The following is a 14,878-nucleotide window of genomic DNA, read 5'->3' as shown; positions in this document are numbered from 1 at the left end:
ATCCTGTTCATCGACGAGATCCACAGCATCACCGGCGCGGGCGACAGCGAGGGCGCCATGAACGCGGGCAACATCCTCAAACCCGCCCTCTCCCGCGGGGAGATCCAGGTCATCGGCGCCACCACCTTCACCGAGTACCGCAAGTTCATCGAGAAGGATCAGGCCCTGGAGCGCCGCTTCCAGCCGGTGAAGGTGGGCGAACCCAGCATCGCCGACGCCATCAACGTGCTGAACGGCATCAAAAAATACTACGAGGCCCATCACGGCGTGGAGGTGCCCGCCCAGATCGTGTCGGCGGCGGTGAACCTGTCCGAGCGGTACATCACCGACCGCTTCCTGCCCGACAAGGCCATCGACCTGCTGGACGAGGCCTGCGCCTGCTGCAACCTGCGCCACCCGGAGATCAGCGAACTGGTGGAGACCCAGAAGAAGCTGGCCGCGCTGGAGACGGAGGAGCAGGCCCAGGAGCAGGCGGAGAACGGCCCGGACTACGAGCGCCTGGCCCAGATCAAGACCGAGATGGCCCAGCTGCGGGAGAAACTGCCCGAACTGCAGATGAAGGCGGGCGGCATCAAGGTGGAGATGCAGGACGTGGCCAAGGTGGTGGAACTGTGGACCGGCATCCCCGCGGTAAAGGTGGAGCAGAGCGAGTTCGCAAAGCTGATGAACCTGGACGCCGAGCTGAAAAAGCACATCATCGGCCAGGACGAGGCGGTGGACGCGGTGGCCCGCGCCATGAAGCGCGCCCGGGCCGACCTCTCGGGCAAGCGGCGGCCCGCCAGCTTCATCTTTGTGGGCCCCACCGGCGTGGGCAAAACGGAACTGGTGCGCCAGCTGGCAAACCAGCTGTTCGACACCCCCGACCCGCTCATCCGCATCGACATGAGCGAGTATATGGAAAAGCACACCGTCAGCCGGCTCATCGGCGCCCCTCCGGGCTATGTGGGCCACGACGAGGCGGGCCAGCTCACCGAGCAGGTGCGCCGCCGGCCCTACAGCGTGGTGCTCTTCGACGAGATCGAGAAGGCCCACCCGGACGTGCTGAACATCCTGTTGCAGATTTTGGACGAGGGCCGCATCACCGACAGCCAGGGCCGCACGGTGAACTTTGAGAACACCGTCATCTGCATGACCAGCAACGCCGGCAGCACCGAGAAGACCGGCGAGACCGGCTTTGCCAAGACCGCCGAACAGATCAACCAGAACAAGGTCATGAAGGCCCTGGGCGAGTTTCTGCGGCCGGAGTTCCTGGGCCGGGTGGACGAGGTGATCGTCTTCAAGCCCCTCTCGGAGGAAAGCCTGGAGCGCATCGCCGCCCTGGTGCTGGACGAGTACGTCAAGCCCCTGGAGGAGAAGGGCGTCGCCTTCACCTACACCCCCGCCGCCTGCAAGGCGCTGGTGGCGGAGGCCGGCTCCAAATACGGCGCCCGGGACCTGCGGCGCACCATCCGCAAGCGGGTGGAAGATCCGCTGGCCGAGCGGTTCGTGGCGGGCACCCTGGGCAGCGCCGTCACCCTGGACGCGGTGGACGGGCGCCTGGAACTGGTGTGAGCCGGTAACGGAGCTGTATCCGAATTGTAACCAAAAGTTTACGAAAATCTGACGCAAATGGCGCAAAGTTGAAATATTTTCGGGGTGCCGGGCCGTTACAGGGGTGTAGTCTCCCGTGACGGCCCGCGCTGTGGGGGATGTGAGAGGATGAGCGAGCAGCAGCTGTGCGAAAGCGCTGAAATGGAGCGGCTGGTGGACCTGTACGGCACCGGCATGTTGCGCATGAGCTGTATGTACCTGGGGGATACCCACCTGGCGCAGGACGCCGTGCAGGACGCTTTCATCAAGATCTACCGCGCATGGCGCCCCATCGAGAACCCGGCGGCGGAAAAGGCGTGGGTGATGCGCATCACGGTGAACGTCTGCAAGGACTATCTGCGCAGCGCCTGGAAACGCAAGGTCAATCTGGTGGAACAGTACCCCGAACTGCCCGGCGCCGAAGCGCCGAAGGACGGCCAGGGCCGTCTGTTCCAGGAGATCATGGCCCTGAAGCCAAAGTACAAAGAGGTCATCCTGCTGCACTACTACCAGCAGCTGAAGGTGGGCGAGATCGCCGCCGTGCTGGGCGCGCCCCAGTCCACGGTGAGCATCCGCCTGCGCCGCGCGCGGGATATCCTGAAAAAACGATTGGAGGGTGGGTCCGATGAAGATCTGTGACGAGACCGTCCGGGCCGCTGTCGACAGCGGCCTGGGCAGCGTCCGGATGGACGCTGCCCAAAAGCAGGCTGTCCTGGCCCAGTGCCGCCCCACGGTGGAGGTGGCACGCCCGGCCCGCCGGATGCGCCCGCTGCGCCGGGCGCTGGCGCTGGCGGCGGCCTTTGCCCTGGTTTTGTGTCTGGGGGGCGGCGTGCTGGCCGCGGCGCCCGAACTGCAGCAGCGGCTGGCCATGCTCAGCGAGGAGACCCTGCGCCTGCTGCAGCCGGTGAACCAGACCAGCGAGGACGAGGGCATCCGCATGGAGGTGCTGGCCGCCCTGAGCGACGGCCAGGCCGCCGCGGTCTACATCGCCCTGCGGGACACCGCCGGCCAGGGCCGCATCGGCCCGGACACCGAGATGTACACCGCCGACGTGAGCGGGGCCATCTTCACCCAGGGCGAGGTGGTGGACTATGACGAGGCCACCGGCACCGCCATCCTGCGCCTCACGGCGGACGGCAATCAGCAGCTGGCGGGCAAAAAGATCACCGTGAGCACCACCAGCATCACCTCCGGCCACAACTGGAACGACCCGGTAGACCTGGGCTACACGATGGAGCAGGTGCGGCAGCTCACCGGGCAGGCACCGGTGCAGTACATCGTTCCCACCAAAGCCTGGAGCGCCACCGGCCCCGAGATGGAGCGCTACTGCGACCTGCTGGATACCGGCAAGATCGCCACCCTCATCGGCTGGAGTGAGCCGCTGGCCCTGCCCGGGGTGGACTGGGCCACCGTGAACGCCGCCGGCGTGGTGGACGGCCAGATCCACATCCAGGTGAACCAGCTGGGCGGCATGGGGCAGGTGAACCGGCTGGGGTTCTCCCTCAAAGACGGCGAGGGCAAGGAAGTGCCCTGCACCGAACTGGAGATGGAACTGGGCCAGGAGCACGAGATGGGCACGTTCCGCAACTACAACGACCTGGTGGAGTATGTGCTCATCCCGCCGGAGGACGCCGACCCGGCACAGCTGACCCTGCAGCTGGAGACCGAGACCTACGATCATCTGATCGAGGGGCGTTGGGCCACCACCTTCCGCCTGGAGGACGCCAGCGAGTCGCTGGTGATCCCCTGTGACCGGGATATGAACCCCTGGCGCGTGACCCGGGTGCAGGTGTCGCCCATCGCCGTCACCGCTATCGGCTCCGGCGAGATGACCGCCGAGAGTGAGAGCGCCGAGTTGCGGGTGTTCCTGACGGACGGCACCGAGGTGCCCTCCAGCAGCGCCAGCGTCACCGCCGGCGACGAGGAGATCGTCTATCGCTGCATCTTCGACAAGGTGATCGATCTTACCCAGGTGGCAAAGGTGACCCTCAACGGCGAGGAACTGCCGCTGCCCTGACAAAAGCAAAGAGGAGCCCCCGGCTTTGGCCGGGGGCTCCTCTTTGCGCTGTGAACAGAGCATAAATTGTATATTACTACAAAATATTACTTTTTGTATTTCTACGGCCGGTGTTTTCCGTGCCACGCACCTCCTCGTGGTAGAAGTAATCCACCACCACCGGGTGGCCCTGGGGCACCCGGCCATAGGGCATCTCATTGTCCACAAAGGGGCAGCCGTTCGCCTGGGCCATGGCCGCGGCACGCTTTTCCAGCGCCCGGAAATAGCTGCGGTCGCGTTTTTTGTAGATGGCGTCGTAAAGGGGCACAAGGTCGGGGTGCTTTTCGGCGATGTAGTCCAGGATGGTCTGGCGAAAGCCGCCCCGGAGGTTGAGGTTTTCCAGCCAGAACAGATCGCACTGGTCCTTCACCCGCTGAAAGATGGCCTCAAAATCTGTCAGCCCGGGAAACACCGGGGCCACGAAGCATACCGTGCGGATGCCCGCGTCGTAGACCTGCTTCATGGCCCGAAGCCGCCGCTCGATGCTCACGGCCCGGTCCATATCCGCCCGGAAGCTTTCGTCCAGTGTGTTGACAGACCAGGACACCGTCACCCGGCCCAACTGCCGCAGCAGGTCGATGTCCCGCAGCACCAGGTCGGACTTGGTGCAGATCAGGATCTCCGCGCCGCTGCCTCGCAGCTGTTCCAGCAGCCTGCGGGTGTTGCAAAAGGTCTCCTCCTGAGGAAGGTAGCCATCGGTCACCGAGCCGATGACCACGCGCTGGCCGGCGTATTTTTGCGGGTCTTTTATTTCGGGCCAGTGCTTCACGTCCAGAAAGGCGCCCCACGCCTCGGTGTGCCCGGTGAACCGCTTCATGAAGGAAGCGTAGCAGTATTTGCAGGCGTGGGTGCAGCCCACATAGGGGTTCACCGAGTAGCCGCCCACCGGCAGGCTGGAGCGGGTCATGATATTCCGGGTCTCCACATCGCCCAGAACAAGGTCGTCCCATTTCATCTGTGCCATGTTTTCTGCGCCTCCAATACCGCTGTAAATGCCTGGGGCAACTGCTGTGTCATATTTTCCTCGCCCAGGATGGGAGCGAGCTCCTCCTTTATGAAAACGGGAATGCCCAGGGCGCGGGCCTGCCCGGTCAGGGCATGGGCCCAGGCGGGCCGGGTGAAGACCTTCCGGCGCTGCCTGCCCGTCATAGTGCCGATGACCACCCAATGAATGCCGTGCAGATCCACCGGGCCAGGGTCGTCAAACAGGGGTTCGAAGGTGACATGATAGTGGCTTGCCCGCACCTTCCGCCGCAGCGCGTCGATGCGCCAGAGGTCCGCCCGCCGGGTGACCGTCACCCCGAACCAGGCGTTTTCCAGGTGGGTCTCAATGTCCGGCAGGTCGGGCCGCTTGGTCAAAAAAAGGAACTGATGCTGCGGGTTTTGGCGCATCTTTGCAAACACCGCCTCCCGCCACCGGGGCTGCCAGTCCGCCAGGTCGCTCATGCCGGTGAGCAGAAAATTCTGCGGGCGCTTTTTCTCCATAAGGCGCAGTTTTCCCTCGAAGAATTCCGGCCGGGTAAAGTCGGCGGTCATGTGATAGCGGGCCGCGTTGTTCCGGGCGTAGCAATAGGAGCAGCCCACCGTGCAGCCAATGACGAGATTCAGGTTTTGGATGGCGTCCTTGATGCAGATGCTCATAAAAGCGCGTCCTCCACGTTGCGCAGGACGCGGGCGAGATAGCCCTCAAACTGCTCGACCTCCGCCGAAGAAAAGCCCTTGTAGTAGATGCGGCTCATCTCCTCAGTGACCGCCCGGTATTCCGGTTCCAGACCTTTCGCCTCCGCCGTCAGAAAAATGCGCACCTTGCGTCGGTCGGCATCCCCCCGGTCGCGGCGGATGAGGCGGGCGGCCTCCATCCGGTCCAGCATGCCGGTGAGGGTGGTGGTGGCAAGCCCCGTCTTGCGGGAAAGCTGCCGGATGGGGATGCCGTCCTCCTGCCAGAGCACATAGAGGATGCGGCCCTGGGGACCGTTGAAGGCGTCGATGTTTTTCTCGCTGAGGATGCGCTCAAAGACCCGCCCGCCCACCTGTTTGATCCGGGTGATCAAAAATCCACCCTGTTGTGTGATCATGCTGCCCTCCTGTGTGCTGCCGCCGAAAGGGCGGCAAATAAAAAATATTCTTGTGAGGATTATACTATATAGTACTATTTTTGTCAATGCGCCGCCTGCGCAGGCGGGCCGGTCGATGGAAAAGCGCCCTTTTTCCCCGGTGGGCTTTGTGCTACAATAGGGAAAAAGGCCGGGGCGGACCGCGCCGGCGAAGGGAGAGAGCGAATGAAGATCGTGGCGATGGATGGCCGTGCCCTCAATCCGGGGGATTTGAGCTGGCGGGGGTTTGAGGCGCTGGGGGAGTTTGTCTGTTACGACCGCACCCCGCCGGAGCTGATCCTGCCCCGCATGCGGGAGGCCGACGCGGTGCTGGTGAACAAGACGCCCGTCACCGCCGCCACGCTGGAGGCCTGCCCCCGGCTGCGCTACATCGGGGTGCTGGCCACCGGCTACAACGTGGTGGACACCGCGGCCGCGGCGGCCCGGGGCATCCCGGTGTGCAATGTGCCGGACTACGGCACCGAGGCGGTGGCTCAGTTCACCTTTGCGCTGCTGCTGGAACTGTGTCACCAGGTGGGGGACCACAGCCGGGCGGTGCACGCCGGCGAGTGGAGCCGCCAGCCGGATTTCAGTTATTGGAACAGCCCCCAGCGGGAACTGGCGGGGCTCACCCTGGGGGTGGTGGGCTACGGGCGCATCGGCCGGGCGGTGGGGCGCATCGGCCGGGCCTTCGGCATGGAGGTGCTGGCCTTCGGGCCCCATCTCGAGCCCGGCCCGCTGGAGGGGGGCGTCACGGCGGTGCCCCTGGCGGAGCTCTTCGCCGCGGCGGACGTGGTCAGCCTGCACTGCCCCCTCACCGCCCAAAACGCCGGCATGATCGACGGGGCGGCGCTGGCGGCCATGAAGCCGGGCGTGCTGCTGTTGAACACCGCCCGGGGCCCGCTGGTGAACGAGGCGGACCTGGCCGCCGCCCTGGCCGCCGGCCGGGTGGCGGGGGCCGCGCTGGACGTGGTGAGCGCCGAGCCCATCCGGGCGGACAACCCGCTGCTGGCCGCGCCCAACTGCATCCTCACCCCCCACATGGCCTGGGGGGCCAAGGCGTCCCGCCAGCGCCTGATGGACACGGCGGTGGAGAACCTGCGCAGTTTTCTGGCGGGAAGGACTGTCAACGCGGTGAACCTGTGAATTCACGAAGCGAGCAGCGCCCCTGCCATAAACCGGCGGGGGCGCTGCTCGCTTCACGTTTCCTGTTTCAGCAGCGACTGGCGCAGCGAGAGCACCGCCGCCTTTTCGATGCGGCTGATGTAGCTGCGGCTGATGCCCAAAATGTCCGCCACCTCCTGCTGGGTCATGGGGGGCTGGCCCGAGAGGCCGTAGCGCAGCAGCACCACCTGCCGCTGCCGGCCGGACAGGCCGTCCACCAGCTGCCGCAGACGGGCGGTCTCGTCCCGGCGCTCGCAGTCCTCGTCCAGAATGAAGTCGTCCGGCACCACGTCGATCACCGTCAGGGCGCTGCCGTCCTTGCCCGCCTCGATGGGCTCGTTCATGCTCACCGTGGCGGGGGCCTTTTTCTGTTTGCGGAAACTCATGCGCACCTCGTTGTCGATGCAGCGGGACGCGTAGGTGGAAAAGCGGGCCTGCTTGGTGTTGTCGAAGCTGTTGACCGCCTTGATCAGCCCGATGGTGCCGATGCTGATGAGGTCGTCGGCGTCGCCGGGCAGGGCGTAGTATTTCTTCACCACATGGGCCACCAGCCGCAGGTTGTGGCGGATGATCCGGTCCCGGGCCGCCATGTCCCCTGCCTTGAAGGCGGCGAAGGCCTCCACCTCCTGCCGCGGCGTCAGCGGACGGGGAAAACTGCCCGTCTCCAGGTGCAGCGCCAGATACAGGATGTGCGACGCGATAAAGCTGAAAAATACCCCAAACATAAAACAACCCTCCCTGCCATAAAGGTATGGCGGGAGGGTTGTCTGCTATACCGGGACAGAACTCATTTCAGCTGCCCGCCGTCGTGAAAGGCGCGGCCCACGGTCTCGCCCAGGGCGCGGTAGACGTTGTGCACCGGGTCGAAGGTGATGGGCCGCAGCCGGGCCGGGTCGATGCGGCCGTCCGCGTCCAGCACCGCCTCGTCGGCGCTCACGTTCACGATCTCGCCCACCAGGCGGCAGCTCTCCGGGTCGTAACTCACCAGGCGGCACTCCACCGCCATGGGCAGTTCGTCGATGAGGGGCGCGTCCACAAAGGAGGAGGGGGTGACGTGCCAGCCCGCCTTTTCCAGCTTGTTTTTCACCTCGTTGCCCGAGACGATGCCCACATAGTCGCAGGCGGCCATCTGGCCGGCGGTGGCCATGCTCACGGTGAAGGCCTTGCGGGCCAGGATGTCGGCGGTGGTCTTGTGCCCCGGGCTGATGCACAGGGAAAGTTCCCTGTCGTCGCTGATGCCGCCCCAGGCGGCGTTCATGGCGTTGGGCACACCATCCTCGCCCCAGGCGGCCAGGATGAACACCGGCTGGGGATAGGTCCAGGGTTTTGCTCCGAAATTTTTGCGCATACTGCTTGCCCTCCTGTTCGTTTTTGGCGTTCAGTGTATCTTCTGTGAGGTGTGGTTCTCCAGGTGTTCGCCGCAGGAGCCCACGATGATCTTGTGCAAAGCGGGGTCGTAGCAGAAGTAGATCCGCAGGAACTTGGGGCTGCCCGGCCGCACCTCGGCGGTCTTGATGTGGGCCTGGATGTCGATGACGCGGCCCTCGTAGGTGTCGCTGTAATTGCGCATCAGGCCGGCGTTTTTGCGGGTCATGGTGCCCTCGCCCCGGGCCAGCCGCAGGTTGGAGCAGCTGTTGAACGCCCGGTCCACCATCACTTCCTCCTCGTCCTCGTACAGCTGGAAAAGGGTGGTGACCATCTGGTACAGGGCGTCCCACAGCACCGCCGGGGCGGTGGTGCACCGGTCCAGCGAGGCCAGGCCCCGGCGGGTGAAGGCCAGCCGGTCGCCGAAATGCAGCAGGAAATAGTCCACGATCTGCCGGGGGCTCTCGGGATACGCGGCGATGCGGCGCACATTGTCCAGCGCGGCCTCGCGCTCGTGGGAGAGCACCGCGGCCTCCCGGTAGCTGTCTGCCAGGGCCTCCGCCCGGTGCACGTCGCTCTCCAGTTCGCCGATGCGCTCCTGCAGTTCCTCCTTGCGCAGCGCCCAGGCGAACCGCTCCGCGTCCATCTGCTCCAGCTGCTGCTGCAGCTGCTGCTCCTTTTCCACCGCGCTCTCCAGCAGTTCGTTTTCCACCTGGGCCCGGTACTCCTGCTGGCGCTGACGCGCCCGCGCCCGCTCGTTCATCTCCCGGCAGTTTTCCATCCGGAACATCCGCTCGTAAAAGTGCACGTCCTGGGCCAGCGCCCGGCGGAGCATGGCGTATATGGCTTCCGGGTCCTCCTTCAGCGCCCGCATGCCGATCAGCCGGTGGCGGCAGGCGTCCTCCGGCTTTTCCATGTGGGGGTGCGCCGCGTACACCCGCACCTGGCCGGTGTAGCAGGCGCAGTCCGGCTGGGGGCACATCAGCTGCATCTCCTGGGAGAACTCCCGGTCGTCGGCGTAAAAGACCAGCGCGTTGGGGCCCAGCAGGTCGGTGAGCCGCTGGGGGTCCAGCAGGTTGACCGGCGCGGCGTCCGGTTGTTCCGGCACACCGGGGCTGATGTACACCACCGGCACCTCCCGCGCCGGGTCGGACACCAGCTTCCAGAAGGCGGGGAAATCCCCCGGCGCCAGGCGGACGGGCCGCAGTTCGAGGGGGTGGCCGTCCACCGTGCAGGCCAGGGCCTCGTCCCGGCAGAACAGGCGGATGAGCCGCGGCAGCGAGGGCTGGGGCGGCGCCTGGCAGGGGCCGATGAAGCCGGGTCGGTCGCTGTAATAGATCACGATGCTGATCTGGGCGCGGCCGTCCTCCCGCTGCTGGAACCCGATCTCGGTGGCCCAGTCCCGGGGAGCGCAGCCGTCCCCCGGCGCCTCGGTCTCGATGATCTGGCAGGCCCAGAATTCCAGGCCGTCCTCCCGGCGGTGGTACACCGATTTGAAGTGGACCAGTTCATTCTCCGAGGAGAAGTGCCGGCCCTGCTTCCAGGCGGACCACAGGGGCAGCCGGTCGGGGATCGTCTCTCCCCGCCGCCGCCACTTGGGCACCATCCAGGCGCGGACCTTCAGCACCAGCGCCCAGAGCAGGTCGCTGGCCTCCCGGCGGGCGCCCACCTCGAAGGAACCCTTGAAAAACAGTGTTGAGTTGAGATCGATCATCCCTCCGGGACCTCCCTTTTCCGCCCGCGCCGCCCGGTTCGACCGGTTCGGCGCTTTTTCTTCTATTATAGCAAAGGGGGCGGCCCCCTTCAAGAAACCCCGCAGACAAACGAAACGAGCGCCCAAAGGGGCGCTCGTTTCGTTCAAGGGCGCGGGGCGGTTCACACGCCCGCTTCCAGCTTTTTTAGGGCGGCGGCAAAGACGGGGTGCTCCCACAGTTCCGGCTCGCCCGTCTCCCGGCGCAAGTCCTCCCGCATCTCCCGGCGGATGCCGTCCAGCAGCAGGCGGCGCATCCCGGCGGGGAAGGCGTCGCCGGGCTTCTGTTCGCAGTCCAGCGCCGGGGCGAAGAGGTCCGCATCGGGCCGGGGCAGGGGGGAGAGAAGCTGGTCCACATAGAGGGAAAAGTGCCGCGCGGCCTCGTCCCACTCGCCGGCTTTGCGGGGCTGCTCCATCAGCAGCCCCTCGCTCATGTCCGGAAAACCGAAGGTGCCGGCCACCGCCCGGTAGGCTTCCAGCAGCTTTTGCCGGCGGCGGGGCTCCACATCGCTGCCCAGCAGCATGGCCAGGAGGGACATCGCCTTGCTGGCCGCGGTGTAAAGCTGGGTCTGGAGCAGCTTTTGGGCTTCTTCCTCCCGCCCCTGTTTGCGCAGCAGCAGCACCCGCACCGTGGTGGCGTCCCCCGGGTGCTGGGGAAGTTCGTCCAGCAGGGCCTGAGCCCGGTCGGTCTCCTCCTCCACCAGCGCCAGACTGGCCAGCTGGATGGTGGCCGCCTGCCAGTAGGACGCCGCACCCGAGGCGCGCACCCGCTCCAGCAGTTCCCGCTTGAAGGCGCGCCAGCCGGCCTTTTGCTCCGCCGGCGCGTCGGGAAAGAACATTTCAAAACCGTCGCACACCACCGCCGCGTTGAACTGCAGGGCGGTGCAGCCGGGCCAGCGCCGCACCAGCCGGCGCAGTGCCTCTTCGGCGGCATCCGCTCCCTTTTGGGGCACCTCCTCCATCAGGGCGTTGATTTGCCGTGTCGCCTCCGCGTCGGTCAGGGTGGCTTCAAACTGCAAAAGGGCGTCCACCGTGGTGTCCAGCGCCCGGGCCAGGGGGCACAGCAGGGCGATGTCCGGGCAGGAGGCGTCGGTCTCCCACTTGCTCACCGCCGGGCCGCTCACCCCCACCAGCGCCGCCAGCTGCTCCTGGGTCAGCCCCCGGGCTTTGCGCAGCGCGGCGATGGTGGCGCCCATTTTTAATGTGTTGGCCTGTTCCATATGCGTTTCTCCTTTCGCTTCAGCCCGCGCGCGCTGTTTCTGCCTTTATTGTACCCCACGCCCCGCCCCGCGCCAAGAGAGGCAAATTCAAGCGCCGGGCAGATTTTTCTGAACGGCGCTCAAGTTGTGAAAAAGCGCCCGGCGTTCATTTGCCGGGCGCGGCCTGTTCCAGCTTGTCCAGTTCCCGACCGATGAGTTCTCCGGCAAGGCAAAAGGCTTCGATGCGCCGCCGCGCCAGGGTGAGTTGGGATTTGTAGCGGGCCGGGTCGTCCTTGGCCTCCAGCGTGAGCACCGTCTGGCGCAGCTTGTGCACGGTGGAGTCGATCTGGCGGCGGGCTTCGGTCAGCTGTTCTTTGGAATAGTCCATTTGTTCTCCTTTCAAATGCGGCCCTGCTACACCCGGGCCAGAATGTCCTTGAGCACCAGCAAAGCATCGGTCTCGCTGTAGCCGTAGTCCGCCCGCAGGCGGGCCAGCAGCTGCCGCAGCGCCGGGGCATAGTCCTCGGTGCGCACCGTCTGCTGGTAGCTGGCCAGCACCGGGTACTTCTTGCTCCACACCTTGTTCCAGTCCACCCGGGACTGGGCCTTTTCACTCACGCTGTCGATCATCTCCTGGGCCTGCCGCTCGTCAAAGTCGCATTCCACCAGCTCGTCCAGCGTTACATGGTAAAGCATGGCCAGCCCTTTGGACTGGCGGATGTCCGGCAAGGTCTCGCCGGTCTCCCATTTGGAGATGGTCTGGCGGCTGACTCCCAGTTTCTCCGCCACGGCCTCCTGAGAAAGACCGCTTTTTCTGCGCGCCCCGTAAAGGCCGCTGGCAAAACTCATAACGTTCGCCCTCCTTTTGTTTCTCTGCTTGCCAGTATACCATCCCGCCGGGGCAAAGGCCACCATCCAAACCTGCCAGTTTCGCCCGCATTCTTAACAGGCTTTTGCCTTGACGCAGGGCCCTGCCCTGGCGTATAATATGTCTATTCGACTGATTGGAGGCCGCTTTGTGGAATATCTCATCCTGGGGCTGCTGCTCCTCGCGCCCATGACCGGCTACGAACTGCAGCGGTTCATCAAACAGAATCTGGCGCTGATCTGCTCCTCCAGCGCGGGCAGTGTGCAGACAGCCCTGGCCAAACTGGAAAAAGAGGGGCGCATCGCCGCCGCCGAGGCCATGGAGGGTCGCCGGCGCAAAAAGACCTACACCATCACCCCGGCGGGGCGCCAGGCCTTCGCCGGCTGGGTGGCGCAGCCCATGCAGGCGGGGCGGGTCAAGAACATGGAGCTGGCCCGGCTGTTCTTCCTGGGGCTGGCCGCGCCGCAGGAGCGCACCGCCGCCATCCGGGACTACATCCGCCAGATGGAAAAGACGCAGGCGGTGCTCCGCGCCATCCGGGAACAGTTCCGGAGCGCGCAGACCGGGGAGCTGCCCCCGGGGCAGAACTGGGCGGAGGTTTTTCGCTTTCAGGGGTACACCATCGAGTACGGCATCGCCGCTGCGGAATTCGAGCGGCAATGGTATGGCCGGCTGCTGGAGGAAATGGAGGGAGAGGCATGAACATCCTTGTGCTGAACGGCAGCCCCAAAGGCAATGCCTCGGCCACGCTGCACACGGCGCTCTATCTGGAGGCGCTGCACCCGGAACATCACTTTGAATACCTGCCGGTGGGGGTGCGCATCAAAGGCTATGAAAAGGATTTTTCCCCCGCCCGCGCGGCGCTGGAAAGGGCCGACCTGCTGCTCTTCTGCTACCCGGTGTACACCTTTCTGGCGCCGTACCAGCTGCACCGGTTTGTGGAACTGGTGAAGGCCAGCGGGGTGGACCTGACGGGCAAGTTCGCCAGCCAGATCACCACCTCCAAGCATTTTTACGACGTGACCGCCCACCGCTGGGTGGAGGAGAACTGCTTTGACCTGGGGATGAAGGTGGTGCGGGGCCTCTCGGCGGACATGGAGGACCTGCTCAGCGCGGAGGGGCGGCGGCAGGCCCGGGACTTCTTCGACCAGCTGATGTTCACCTGCGGGCACGGCCTGTTCGTCACGCCGCCCCCTGCCGCCCCCGGCACACCGCGGCCGGACTATCGCGCCTGCCTTGCGGATACGCCCAAGAGCGGGGAAAAGGACGTGGTGATCGTCACCGACAGCACGCCCGGCGACGAGGGCCTCGCCGCCATGATCGCCGACTTCCGGGCCGCCCTGCCGTACAAAAGCCGGGTGGTGGACCTGAGGGAGTTTCCCTTTGCCGGCGGGTGTTTGGGGTGCATGAACTGCGCTGTCACGGGCAAATGTGTCTATAAGGACGGCTTTGACGACTTTCTGCGGGGCACCATCCAGACCGCCGACGCTTTTGTCTACGCCTTTGCGGTGCGCGGCCACTCCGCCGGCGCCCGCTTCAAGTGCTTTGACGACCGGCAGTTCTGCAACGGCCACCGCACCGTCACCCGGGGCACGCCGGTGGCCTACCTCATCCGGGGCGACTACCGGTACGAACCCAACCTGCGGATGGTGGTGGAGGCCCGGGCCGAGGTGGGCGGCAACTACCTGGCCGGCGTGGCCACCGACGAGGGGGACACGGCGGCGGACGTGGCCGCCCTGGCGGAAAACCTGGCCTTCGCGCTGGACAAAAAGCTCACCCGCCCCGCCAACTTCTACGGGGTGGGGGGCATGAAGATCTTCCGGGACCTGATCTATGTGATGCAGGGCTTCATGAAGGCGGACCACAAGTTCTACAAGGCACACGGCATCTACGACTTCCCCCAAAAGCAGAAAAAGCGCATTTTGCAGATGAAGCTGGTGGGGGCGCTGCTGGCGGTGCCGGCGGTGCAGAAGAAGGCAAAGGGAAAGATGACCGAGGCGATGGTGGGCCCCTACCGCAAGGTGGTGGAGGCCGCCCGGACGGCACAGCAAAAGGAGGAGAAGGAGAAATGATCTTTTATTTTTCCGGCACCGGCAACTCCCGGTGGGCGGCGAGCCAGATCGCGGCCCTCACCGGCGACGAGGCCGTGGACATCGTGGGGATGGAGCGCGCCCCCGACCTTGCGGGGGAAAAGCAGGTGGGGCTGGTGTTCCCCATCTACGCCTGGGGCCCGGCGGAGCCGATGCTGAACTTCGCCAAAACCCTGCGCCCGGCCGCCGGCGCCTTCACCTTTGCCGTCTGCACCTGCGGCGAGGAGGCGGGCAAGGCCATGAAGGGGCTGGAAAGGGCCTTTCCGCTGGACAGCGCCTACAGCCTGGTAATGCCCAACAATTATATGGTGGGCAGCGCCGACGTGGACGACGAGGCCACCGCCCGCGCCAAGGTGGAGGCCGCCCGCGGCCAGATCGCCCGGCTGGCGGAGGAAGTGAAGGAGCGGAAAACGGTGTACCGGGTGAAGGAGGGCGGCATGGCGGCCCTCAAGTCCGGCATGGTGAACTGGGGCTTCAACCACTTCGCCCGCACCGCCAGGCCCTTCTTTGCCACCGACGCCTGCACCGGCTGCGGCCTCTGCGCGAAGGACTGCCCCGCCGGCGTCATCACCATGAAGGAGGGCCGCCCGGTTTGGGGCGAGGGCTGCTGGCAGTGCCTGCGGTGCATCAACGCCTGTCCCACCCGGGCCATCCAGTACGGCAAAGACACGGCCAACAAGGGCCGCTACACCCTGGACGCCCTTTTAAAGGAAGAAAAATAAAA

General features: G+C 65.5%; 16 protein-coding genes. 7 read left to right on the top strand and 9 right to left on the bottom strand.

Going from position 1 to position 14,878, the window contains the following annotated elements; all coding sequences use genetic code 11:
* The 3 genes from ACH2A7_RS04660 to ACH2A7_RS04650 all read left to right on the top strand — a co-directional run.
* On the top strand, positions 1 to 1,551 hold a 1,551-nt coding region (locus ACH2A7_RS04660; RefSeq protein WP_394960505.1), incomplete at its 5' end, for an AAA family ATPase.
* A gap of 147 nt (positions 1,552 to 1,698) precedes the next feature.
* Positions 1,699 to 2,208, top strand: coding sequence for a sigma-70 family RNA polymerase sigma factor (locus ACH2A7_RS04655; RefSeq protein ID WP_394960504.1), 510 nt, complete (start codon positions 1,699 to 1,701; stop codon positions 2,206 to 2,208).
* Positions 2,195 to 3,586, top strand: a complete 1,392-nt coding sequence (locus tag ACH2A7_RS04650) for a hypothetical protein (RefSeq protein WP_394960503.1) — start codon at positions 2,195 to 2,197, stop codon at positions 3,584 to 3,586. Before ACH2A7_RS04655 ends, ACH2A7_RS04650 begins: the two co-directional genes overlap by 14 nt.
* Before the next feature lie 76 nt (positions 3,587 to 3,662).
* On the opposite strand, the gene ACH2A7_RS04645 is transcribed toward ACH2A7_RS04650, so the two are convergent.
* From ACH2A7_RS04645 to ACH2A7_RS04635, 3 genes are read right to left on the bottom strand one after another with little or no spacing between them, the layout of a single operon-like run.
* A complete protein-coding gene (locus ACH2A7_RS04645; protein ID WP_394960510.1) occupies positions 3,663 to 4,580 on the bottom strand; it encodes a radical SAM mobile pair protein B in 918 nt (305 codons plus the stop codon).
* Complete coding sequence (locus ACH2A7_RS04640; RefSeq protein WP_394960502.1) at positions 4,577 to 5,266, bottom strand: radical SAM mobile pair protein A; 690 nt, start codon at positions 5,264 to 5,266, stop codon at positions 4,577 to 4,579. Before ACH2A7_RS04640 ends, ACH2A7_RS04645 begins: the two co-directional genes overlap by 4 nt.
* Positions 5,263 to 5,697: a MarR family transcriptional regulator gene (locus tag ACH2A7_RS04635; RefSeq protein ID WP_394960509.1), complete on the bottom strand. Its 435-nt coding sequence runs from the start codon at positions 5,695 to 5,697 to the stop codon at positions 5,263 to 5,265. The genes ACH2A7_RS04640 and ACH2A7_RS04635 overlap by 4 nt, the downstream gene beginning before the upstream one ends.
* Positions 5,698 to 5,904: 207 nt before the next feature.
* Between ACH2A7_RS04635 and ACH2A7_RS04630 the strand changes: the two genes are divergently transcribed.
* Positions 5,905 to 6,864, top strand: coding sequence for a D-2-hydroxyacid dehydrogenase (locus ACH2A7_RS04630; RefSeq protein ID WP_394960501.1), 960 nt, complete (start codon positions 5,905 to 5,907; stop codon positions 6,862 to 6,864).
* A gap of 53 nt (positions 6,865 to 6,917) precedes the next feature.
* Here ACH2A7_RS04630 and ACH2A7_RS04625 read toward each other — a convergent pair whose 3' ends face one another.
* The 6 genes from ACH2A7_RS04625 to ACH2A7_RS04600 all read right to left on the bottom strand — a co-directional run bounded on the left by ACH2A7_RS04625 (position 6,918) and on the right by ACH2A7_RS04600 (position 12,045).
* Complete coding sequence (locus tag ACH2A7_RS04625) at positions 6,918 to 7,607, bottom strand: sigma-70 family RNA polymerase sigma factor (RefSeq protein ID WP_394960500.1); 690 nt, start codon at positions 7,605 to 7,607, stop codon at positions 6,918 to 6,920.
* A gap of 62 nt (positions 7,608 to 7,669) precedes the next feature.
* Positions 7,670 to 8,230: a flavin reductase family protein gene (locus tag ACH2A7_RS04620; protein ID WP_394960499.1), complete on the bottom strand. Its 561-nt coding sequence runs from the start codon at positions 8,228 to 8,230 to the stop codon at positions 7,670 to 7,672.
* 30 nt (positions 8,231 to 8,260) lie between these two features.
* The gene (locus tag ACH2A7_RS04615; RefSeq protein WP_394960498.1) at positions 8,261 to 9,961 is read right to left on the bottom strand and encodes a hypothetical protein; all 1,701 of its coding nucleotides are present in this window, start codon (positions 9,959 to 9,961) and stop codon (positions 8,261 to 8,263) included.
* Between the two features lie 161 nt (positions 9,962 to 10,122).
* Positions 10,123 to 11,217: a helix-turn-helix domain-containing protein gene (locus ACH2A7_RS04610; protein WP_394960497.1), complete on the bottom strand. Its 1,095-nt coding sequence runs from the start codon at positions 11,215 to 11,217 to the stop codon at positions 10,123 to 10,125.
* A 145-nt stretch (positions 11,218 to 11,362) separates the two neighbouring features.
* Positions 11,363 to 11,584 carry a hypothetical protein gene (locus ACH2A7_RS04605; protein ID WP_394960496.1) on the bottom strand — a complete coding sequence of 74 codons (222 nt, stop codon included), beginning with the start codon at positions 11,582 to 11,584 and terminating at the stop codon, positions 11,363 to 11,365.
* 26 nt (positions 11,585 to 11,610) lie between these two features.
* A complete protein-coding gene (locus ACH2A7_RS04600) occupies positions 11,611 to 12,045 on the bottom strand; it encodes a helix-turn-helix transcriptional regulator (RefSeq protein ID WP_394960495.1) in 435 nt (144 codons plus the stop codon).
* 169 nt (positions 12,046 to 12,214) lie between these two features.
* Between ACH2A7_RS04600 and ACH2A7_RS04595 the strand changes: the two genes are divergently transcribed.
* Genes ACH2A7_RS04595 through ACH2A7_RS04585 form a run of 3 tightly spaced genes read left to right on the top strand, consistent with a single transcriptional unit; the run spans position 12,215 to position 14,876 of the window.
* Entirely contained in the window at positions 12,215 to 12,766 is a 552-nt protein-coding gene (locus tag ACH2A7_RS04595; RefSeq protein WP_394960494.1) for a PadR family transcriptional regulator, read from the top strand.
* Positions 12,763 to 14,136, top strand: coding sequence for an NAD(P)H-dependent oxidoreductase (locus ACH2A7_RS04590; RefSeq protein ID WP_394960493.1), 1,374 nt, complete (start codon positions 12,763 to 12,765; stop codon positions 14,134 to 14,136). The genes ACH2A7_RS04595 and ACH2A7_RS04590 overlap by 4 nt, the downstream gene beginning before the upstream one ends.
* A complete protein-coding gene (locus ACH2A7_RS04585; protein ID WP_394960492.1) occupies positions 14,133 to 14,876 on the top strand; it encodes an EFR1 family ferrodoxin in 744 nt (247 codons plus the stop codon). The genes ACH2A7_RS04590 and ACH2A7_RS04585 overlap by 4 nt, the downstream gene beginning before the upstream one ends.
* Positions 14,877 to 14,878: the final 2 nt, after the last annotated feature.

This window comes from Candidatus Allofournierella merdavium (assembly GCF_944382735.1).
Lineage (GTDB): Bacteria > Bacillota > Clostridia > Oscillospirales > Ruminococcaceae > Allofournierella_A > Allofournierella_A merdavium.
This window is presented reverse-complemented; position numbering and strand designations above follow the sequence as displayed.

Bases quoted from the DNA above. Each gene is read 5' to 3' on its own strand.
- ACH2A7_RS04655 (WP_394960504.1), top strand. From the start codon at position 1,699: ATGAGCGAGCAGCAGCTGTGCGAAAGCGCTGAAATGGAGCGGCTGGTG.
- ACH2A7_RS04650 (WP_394960503.1), top strand. From the start codon at position 2,195: ATGAAGATCTGTGACGAGACCGTCCGGGCCGCTGTCGACAGCGGCCTG.
- ACH2A7_RS04645 (WP_394960510.1), bottom strand. From the start codon at position 4,580: ATGAAATGGGACGACCTTGTTCTGGGCGATGTGGAGACCCGGAATATC.
- ACH2A7_RS04640 (WP_394960502.1), bottom strand. From the start codon at position 5,266: ATGAGCATCTGCATCAAGGACGCCATCCAAAACCTGAATCTCGTCATT.
- ACH2A7_RS04630 (WP_394960501.1), top strand. From the start codon at position 5,905: ATGAAGATCGTGGCGATGGATGGCCGTGCCCTCAATCCGGGGGATTTG.
- ACH2A7_RS04625 (WP_394960500.1), bottom strand. From the start codon at position 7,607: ATGTTTGGGGTATTTTTCAGCTTTATCGCGTCGCACATCCTGTATCTG.
- ACH2A7_RS04620 (WP_394960499.1), bottom strand. From the start codon at position 8,230: ATGCGCAAAAATTTCGGAGCAAAACCCTGGACCTATCCCCAGCCGGTG.
- ACH2A7_RS04615 (WP_394960498.1), bottom strand. From the start codon at position 9,961: ATGATCGATCTCAACTCAACACTGTTTTTCAAGGGTTCCTTCGAGGTG.
- ACH2A7_RS04610 (WP_394960497.1), bottom strand. From the start codon at position 11,217: ATGGAACAGGCCAACACATTAAAAATGGGCGCCACCATCGCCGCGCTG.
- ACH2A7_RS04605 (WP_394960496.1), bottom strand. From the start codon at position 11,584: ATGGACTATTCCAAAGAACAGCTGACCGAAGCCCGCCGCCAGATCGAC.
- ACH2A7_RS04600 (WP_394960495.1), bottom strand. From the start codon at position 12,045: ATGAGTTTTGCCAGCGGCCTTTACGGGGCGCGCAGAAAAAGCGGTCTT.
- ACH2A7_RS04590 (WP_394960493.1), top strand. From the start codon at position 12,763: ATGAACATCCTTGTGCTGAACGGCAGCCCCAAAGGCAATGCCTCGGCC.
- ACH2A7_RS04585 (WP_394960492.1), top strand. From the start codon at position 14,133: ATGATCTTTTATTTTTCCGGCACCGGCAACTCCCGGTGGGCGGCGAGC.